This is a genomic window from Amycolatopsis sp. (assembly GCF_036008905.1).
GTDB lineage: Bacteria > Actinomycetota > Actinomycetes > Mycobacteriales > Pseudonocardiaceae > Amycolatopsis.
Genome location: NZ_DASYMU010000109.1, coordinates 25,955 through 32,036 on the forward strand (window position 1 = coordinate 25,955; position 6,082 = coordinate 32,036).

At 67.5% G+C, this 6,082-nt stretch carries 9 protein-coding genes and 1 pseudogene; 5 read left to right on the forward strand and 5 right to left on the reverse strand.

Features of this window, described 5'->3' with window-relative positions; all coding sequences use genetic code 11:
• Nucleotides 1-12: 12 nt before the first annotated feature.
• From VGP60_RS20155 to VGP60_RS20165, 3 genes are all read right to left on the reverse strand, one after another.
• A complete protein-coding gene (locus tag VGP60_RS20155; protein ID WP_327549591.1) occupies nucleotides 13-447 on the reverse strand; it encodes a nitroreductase family deazaflavin-dependent oxidoreductase in 435 nt (144 codons plus the stop codon).
• 119 nt (nucleotides 448-566) lie between these two features.
• Nucleotides 567-1,241, reverse strand: a complete 675-nt coding sequence (locus tag VGP60_RS20160) for a DUF6766 family protein (protein ID WP_327549592.1) — start codon at nucleotides 1,239-1,241, stop codon at nucleotides 567-569.
• Nucleotides 1,242-1,323: 82 nt separating this feature from the next.
• On the reverse strand, nucleotides 1,324-1,626 hold the full coding sequence (locus VGP60_RS20165; RefSeq protein ID WP_327549593.1) for a hypothetical protein: 303 nt from the start codon (nucleotides 1,624-1,626) through the stop codon (nucleotides 1,324-1,326).
• A 317-nt stretch (nucleotides 1,627-1,943) separates the two neighbouring features.
• On the opposite strand from VGP60_RS20165, the gene VGP60_RS20170 reads away from it, so the two are divergent.
• On the forward strand, nucleotides 1,944-2,591 hold the full coding sequence (locus VGP60_RS20170) for a chemotaxis protein CheB (RefSeq protein ID WP_327549594.1): 648 nt from the start codon (nucleotides 1,944-1,946) through the stop codon (nucleotides 2,589-2,591).
• Between the two features lie 123 nt (nucleotides 2,592-2,714).
• Here VGP60_RS20170 and VGP60_RS20175 read toward each other — a convergent pair whose 3' ends face one another.
• Nucleotides 2,715-3,335: a TetR/AcrR family transcriptional regulator gene (locus VGP60_RS20175; protein WP_327549595.1), complete on the reverse strand. Its 621-nt coding sequence runs from the start codon at nucleotides 3,333-3,335 to the stop codon at nucleotides 2,715-2,717.
• Between the two features lie 110 nt (nucleotides 3,336-3,445).
• On the opposite strand from VGP60_RS20175, the gene VGP60_RS20180 reads away from it, so the two are divergent.
• From VGP60_RS20180 to VGP60_RS20190, 3 genes are read left to right on the forward strand one after another with little or no spacing between them, the layout of a single operon-like run.
• The gene (locus tag VGP60_RS20180; protein WP_327549596.1) at nucleotides 3,446-4,693 is read left to right on the forward strand and encodes a YbfB/YjiJ family MFS transporter; all 1,248 of its coding nucleotides are present in this window, start codon (nucleotides 3,446-3,448) and stop codon (nucleotides 4,691-4,693) included.
• Between the two features lie 35 nt (nucleotides 4,694-4,728).
• Nucleotides 4,729-5,118: a YybH family protein gene (locus VGP60_RS20185; protein WP_327549597.1), complete on the forward strand. Its 390-nt coding sequence runs from the start codon at nucleotides 4,729-4,731 to the stop codon at nucleotides 5,116-5,118.
• Between the two features lie 20 nt (nucleotides 5,119-5,138).
• Nucleotides 5,139-5,444, forward strand: a complete 306-nt coding sequence (locus VGP60_RS20190) for a muconolactone Delta-isomerase family protein (protein WP_327549598.1) — start codon at nucleotides 5,139-5,141, stop codon at nucleotides 5,442-5,444.
• Nucleotides 5,445-5,462: 18 nt separating this feature from the next.
• Here VGP60_RS20190 and VGP60_RS20195 read toward each other — a convergent pair whose 3' ends face one another.
• Complete coding sequence (locus VGP60_RS20195) at nucleotides 5,463-5,804, reverse strand: hypothetical protein (protein ID WP_327549599.1); 342 nt, start codon at nucleotides 5,802-5,804, stop codon at nucleotides 5,463-5,465.
• A 66-nt stretch (nucleotides 5,805-5,870) separates the two neighbouring features.
• Between VGP60_RS20195 and VGP60_RS20200 the strand changes: the two are divergent.
• A pseudogene (locus VGP60_RS20200) lies at nucleotides 5,871-6,082 on the forward strand (sensor histidine kinase); the annotation flags it as partial.

The window sequence follows — 6,082 nt, forward strand, 5'->3', positions numbered from 1 at the left end:
CCGGCGGTGGGATCAGGACTTCGGGTCGAGCACGAAGACGGGGATCTGCCGGTCCGTCTTCGTCTGGTACTCGGCGTAGGACGGGTAGGCCTCGACGGAGCGCGCCCACCATTCCGCACGCTCTTCGCCCTCGACCTCGCGGGCGACGTAGTCCTTGGTGACGGTCCCGTCCTGCAGCGGGAACTCCGGGTACGCCTTGATGTTGTGGTACCAGAGGGGGTGCTCGGGAGCGCCGCCCTTCGACGCCACCACGGCGTAGCTGCCGTTGTGCTCCACGCGCATCACCGGGGTGTAGCGCAGCTTGCCGGACTTCGCGCCCCGCAAAGTCAGCAGCACGATCGGCATCCCGAGGACGTCGAGCCCCTCGGTCGTGCCGGTCTCGAGGATCTTCTTCGTCTGGTCCTGGACCCAGTTTGTCGGGCTGAGTTCCGCAGTGTCATCGGCCATGTATGCACTCAACCCGACACACACAGCCGCTATTCCGGCCGGGGCCGTCAAAGAGCTTCGCCGACACTGACGCGCAGGTATTCCCGCCTCGAGACCAGCCCCGAACTCAAGGCCGAAGTTCAGCCCGTTTCATCGGTGACCATGTGCGGGGCGCCCACCGGCTTCGACTCGGGGGATCCGCGCTGGCGCAGATACACACTGAACACGGCCATGGAACCGATCGCCAGGAATTCCGACTGCCAGTTCTGCAACGTCCGGCTCCAGAAATCCGAAGAACCGACATACCCCAGCCAGCTCACCGGATCACCGAAATCACCGAGCTGGGCGGTGTTGTACGCGCTCATCCCCGCCACCGACTGCGCGATCCACGACAACAGGAACAACCCCAGCATCACCAAACCCAGCGAGCGGGAGAAGACCGCCGTCCGCCAGCCACCCGTCTTCGCCCACCGCGGAGAGCCCTCGCCGGCATGGACGCCGATCTGCTGGTCCTTGTCCGACTCCTGCCCGATCCGCCCGGCGGGTTTCGATTCCGGTGAGCCACGCTGAACCAGCCAGACCGTCGCGAACACGTACAGGAAGAACTGCAGGTACTCCGACTGCCAGTTCTCCGCGACATCCACCGCGAAGTCGGCCGACGTCAGGTAACTCGGCAGCCCCACCGGCTCAGCGGCGTGCGCGAGCTGGTCGGCGTTGAAGGCACTGTGCCCGGCGAGCGCCTGACCGGCGAGGCTGACCAGGAACAACGCCCCGAACGCGAGGGCGAGTCCGTTGTCCCGCAAGAATCGCTTCATCGGTGCAGCACCCCCAGCAGAATGCAGTAACCGAGCCCGGCGACCACGAACACCAGGTACACCGCGAACAGCGCTTTGGTCTTCATGGCCCGCCCACCTCGCACGAGTAGACCTGCTCGTTCTCCGGGCGGCACCCGACGCCGGTAATCCGCCAGCCCGTGGAGAACTCGTGCAGGAACACGGTATCCCCGGCCGTTTTGACCTGCGCTTCGTCACTCCACACCGCCACCGAGCCGACGGGATCGCGGGGAAGCTTCACCGACGACAGCGTGCTCTCGCAGGTACCGCCACCGCGCGTGAGCGAATCGCGGGCGCGCGGCGCGAGCGCACCACAGGCCGCCGCGGTGTCCCCGGCGCCGAAAGCGTCGAGAAACCGTTGCGTCATGGCCTTCACGGGCTCTTGCCCACTCGAGCCGGAACAAGCGGACATCAGGCACATGACCAGGACAATCAGCCCGGCGCGTCGCCCCATTCTCGCGGTGATCACTCCAGCGAGATACCCAGGCGTCCTGCCGTTCACACACTTTGGCCGGCGCGGCCACTCGAGCGGCCAGTACGAAGTGGACAGTAAGAGCCGGAGTACTGGTGCCGCAGGAACCGGGCCGGATCTCGTCCACGGTCAGCAGTCCATGGAACTCGTACGTTCGGCCAGGTCGTTTACGCTGCCTGACCCGGTTGGCACAAACATGAGACCGTGAGTACGTGACAGCTGCCGACGGCCACGAGACCGCTCGCCCCCGCGCACACCACAGAGGTGGCCCGGATTCCTACGCGCTGAGATTCCCGGTCGTCGCGCTGGTGGCCTCGAGTGGCGGCCTCGACGCGCTGACCCAGGTGCTGGCCAAGTTGCCGGGTGACCTGCCCGCGGCTGTACTCGTGGTGCAGCACCTGCAGCCTGAGCATCCCAGCCAGTTGGCGGCGATCCTCGATCATCGCACCGATTTGACCGTGGCCACCGCGCGCAACGGCGACGAGCTGCTACCCAGCAGGGTGCTGGTCGCGCCGGAGGGACGGCATCTCCTGGTGACTTCGGAAGCCCGCATCGGGTTGATCGACTCCGGCACTCTTCCCCCGTCCCGGCCGTCTGCGGATCTAATGCTGGCGACGCTGGCCGTGACCTGCGGGCCGAGGGTGCTGGCCGTGGTGCTCACCGGCAAAGGCACCGACGCGCAAGCCGGGATCCGCGCGGTCGCACATTGCGGCGGGACGGTACTCGCCCAGGACCAGGCCACTTCGGCGCATTTCGGGATGCCCGGCGCCGCCATCGACACAACGCTGGTAGAGCAGGTCGTCGCGCTTCCGGACATCGCCGACTCCATCCTCGCCCACGTCCGCGACAACCAAGGTTGAACCCGTGCTGGGTCAAGAACCGTCGACCACCGTCCCAAGTGGACCGATGGCACACCACCCAGCGAGCCGGCGACGATCGACCGCACCGGCCCGATAATCCGGCAACGGCCGAGCCGTGCGCGGCTAGCCGGTCATGGCGGGTGCGTCGGCCGCCACTCCCAGCAGCGCGAGACTGTTTCGCCACAACGTTTCCAGCTGAGCCGGATCGTTGAGCAGCTTGGCGAACAGGACCCGTCCCTCCAGCTGCGCGACGATGGAGCGAGCGGCCTCGCGAGCGTCCACGGTCACCGCGGCGTCGCCGGTTTTCCGGGCCTCGACAACGACTCGCTCGATCATGTCGATCTGCGCTTCGAAGATCTCCTGGAGCCGAACCCGGATTTCCTCGGACTCGTTGCTCAGCTCCAGAGCGAGATTGCCGAACAGGCAGCCGACGACGGTCCCGGTGTCGCGCTGACCGTCGCGCTGCACCGTCTCGGTGGCCTCGAACAAGTCCCGCAGCCGCTGTAACGGCGGCCGGTCGTTGTCGAGCAGTTCGGTCCACTGGCCCTGTTGCTCCGCCCAGTGTTCGTCGATGACGGTGAGTGCGAGGGCCTGCTTGGACTCGAAGAAGTAATAGAAGCTGCCCTTCGGCACCCCGGCGGCGGCACAGATCTGCGCGACGCCCAGTGCCGAGTAGCCGTGCTGTTCGATCAGCCGGTTCGCCGCGATGAGGATCTTGTCGCGTGCATCACTCGTACGTCCCATGTTTGACAGTATACGACCAGTCGTCTAGCTTCTTAGTAGACTGGTCGTCTATGCAGTCGATGTCAGCTTGATGCCGGCGATTTCCGTTAGCGTTGAAGGGAAACATCCCCATGGCCACACCAAGGAAGAAGGACCTGATGGCCGTGGTACCGCAGGGCAACCCCGACTCCACTGGAGGGGCTGCGACAGCGAGGCCGTGGGCGCTCGCCGGACAAGCGGCCGCCGCGCTGGCCGCGGGAATGGGTGTCGGCAGATTCGTCTACACGCCGATCCTGCCGCTGATGCACGCCCAGGCCGGGCTGTCACCCCAGTTGGGCGCCGGGCTGGCGACGTCGAACTACGCCGGCTACCTCGTCGGCGCGCTGGCCACGATCGCCGTGCCTGCCCTGGCGAGAGCCCGTCTGGCCCTGCGCGGGTCGCTCGTCGTGCTCACCGCTTCGCTGGCACTGATGCCGGCGACCCGGGCGGGGGACGTCTGGCTGGGCCTGAGGTTCGTCGCCGGGGTGGCCAGCGCGCTGATCTTCGTCATCGCCGTGAGCGCATTGCTCGCGGGACTGCACACCCGCGCACAGCATCTCGTCGGCTGGGGTTTCGGCGGCGTCGGAGCGGGGATCGCGCTTTCCGGCGGCCTGCTCCTCGTCCTGCGCACCACCGCGACCTGGCAGCAGGCGTGGTGGAGCGCGGCCGGTCTGACCGTGGTGTTCGCGATCCTCGCGTGGCGGCTGCCGATGCCCGCGCACCGGGCCGGGCCGGCCGCGTCACCGGGCGGTCCGCAGGCCGGGCCGCGTGCGTTCACCGCACTGCTGACCAGCTACTCACTGGAGGGGATCGGCTACATCATCGCCGGGACCTTCCTGGTCGCCGCGATCGACCAGAGCGCGTCGGGTTGGCTCGGCACCGGCGCGTGGGTGCTGGTCGGCCTCGCCGCCGTGCCATCCCCGGCACTCTGGGCTTGGCTGAGCCGAACCTGGTCCCGGCCCGCACTGCTGCTGGTGGCCCTGGTCGTCCAGGCGGTGGGCATCGCACTGCCCGTACTCGGCGGTGGCGCCGCGGCGGCGCTCGCCTCGGCGATCCTGTTCGGCGGGACCTTTCTCGGCATCAGCACCCTGGCCCTGGCAGTCGGCACCCACCTGCGTGTCGCGCGTGCGGTCGCGATCCTCACCACCGGTTACAGCGCCGGGCAGATCCTCGGCCCGGTAGCCGTCGCCCCGTTGCTGCACCACGGTTACCAGGTGACATTACTGGCCAGCGCGGGCGTGGTCGCACTGGCGGCGGTCGCCGCGGGCGTGCTGCGGCTGCGCTTCCCGCACGACCTGGGCCCGCTGCCCAGCCGGGTCCGTGCCACTCGCCTCAAGTAGTTGAATCCCAGCCCTCACCGACAATGGAGACCATCATGACCAGCACCGAGACCGACATCCTCACGACAGTGCTCGACCAGTGGAAGTCGGCGGTCGACGCGCACGACCCCCAACGCGTCGCCACACACTTCACCGACGACGTAATCTTCCAGGGCCTGCACCCCTACAGCGTCGGCCCGGACAGCGTGGCCGCGTACTACGACAGCCAGCCCCTCGGCCTGACCGCGGAATACACCGTCCTGCAGACCCGGCGCCTCGCCGACGATCTGGTCCTCGGCTACCTCAGCGTCGACTTCGCCTTCACCGACCGGCCGACACTGACCGTGTATCTCAGCGTCATTCTCCGCCGCACCGGCGAGACCTGGCTCATCAGCCACTACCAGGTCTCCTGGCTCGGCGACTCCAACCCCCGCGATCACAGCTGAGAAAGAAAGGGAGCACAGCCATGGAATTTCTGGTGGACATGGTGACCACCGTGCCCGAAGGCACCGCCCGAGAAACCGTCGACGACACCAGGCGACGCGAGGCCGCGCGGGTCAAGGAACTCGCCGCGCAAGGCCATGTGCTGCGGCTGTGGAAGCCACCGGAGGCGCCCGGCGAATGGCACACTCTCGGCCTGTTCAACGCCACCGACGAGAACGAGTTGCACCAAGTGCTCACCTCGATGCCGCTCAACAAGTGGATGACCGTCACGGTCACGCCGTTCAAGCCCCACCCGAGTGACCCGGGCGTCGGACGCCCGGCCGGCTGACCGCGACGACACCCGCGTTCACGGCAACCGGGCGAGGTAGACGTCCCGCGCGGCGAGGCTGACCGCGAGGTGGTCGGCCAGCGGGTCGAAGAAGGCGCTCCGGTACTTGGCGTCGCTCACCGTCGAGGAGACGAAGTACACCGCCGAGAACGCCGCGATGAACAGTGACACCTGGAGCAGTTCGTTGGGCACCGGGATCTGGGTGCCGAACAGGATTCCCGGGGTGGGGTCTCGCGTCGTGTAGGCCTTGATCACCTCGTCCTTGAGCGCGATCTTGCCGAACGTCACGAAGAAGCCGAACGTCAGCGTGGCGAAGACCAGTGTCTGGAAGGCCTGGGTGAGTGCGAGGACGAGCACCATGTTGGCGCGTTCGAGCTTCGACAGCGGGACCCGGCCGGTCGGACCGCCGCCCGTGCGGACCAGCCCGTGATGGACCCGCCGCCGAAAAACGCGACGCCGAGCAGCGCTACGACGGCGACAGCGATCTACCGGACGACCCAGGAAGCGTTGACCAATGCGCGCAAGCACGCACCCGGCGCACGGGTGAACGTCCACATAGGACACTGTGACGGCGAACTGAGCGCCACCGTCGAGAATGGACGGCCGACCCGCCCGACACTGAGCCTGCCGAGCGCGCG

Excerpts from the sequence above, each read along its gene's own strand:
- VGP60_RS20160 (WP_327549592.1), bottom strand. The coding sequence starts at position 1,241 with ATGAAGCGATTCTTGCGGGACAACGGACTCGCCCTCGCGTTCGGGGCG.
- VGP60_RS20165 (WP_327549593.1), bottom strand. The coding sequence starts at position 1,626 with ATGACGCAACGGTTTCTCGACGCTTTCGGCGCCGGGGACACCGCGGCG.
- VGP60_RS20155 (WP_327549591.1), bottom strand. The coding sequence starts at position 447 with ATGGCCGATGACACTGCGGAACTCAGCCCGACAAACTGGGTCCAGGAC.
- VGP60_RS20195 (WP_327549599.1), bottom strand. The coding sequence starts at position 5,804 with ATGGTGCTCGTCCTCGCACTCACCCAGGCCTTCCAGACACTGGTCTTC.
- VGP60_RS20180 (WP_327549596.1), top strand. The coding sequence starts at position 3,446 with ATGGCCACACCAAGGAAGAAGGACCTGATGGCCGTGGTACCGCAGGGC.
- VGP60_RS20175 (WP_327549595.1), bottom strand. The coding sequence starts at position 3,335 with ATGGGACGTACGAGTGATGCACGCGACAAGATCCTCATCGCGGCGAAC.
- VGP60_RS20190 (WP_327549598.1), top strand. The coding sequence starts at position 5,139 with ATGGAATTTCTGGTGGACATGGTGACCACCGTGCCCGAAGGCACCGCC.
- VGP60_RS20185 (WP_327549597.1), top strand. The coding sequence starts at position 4,729 with ATGACCAGCACCGAGACCGACATCCTCACGACAGTGCTCGACCAGTGG.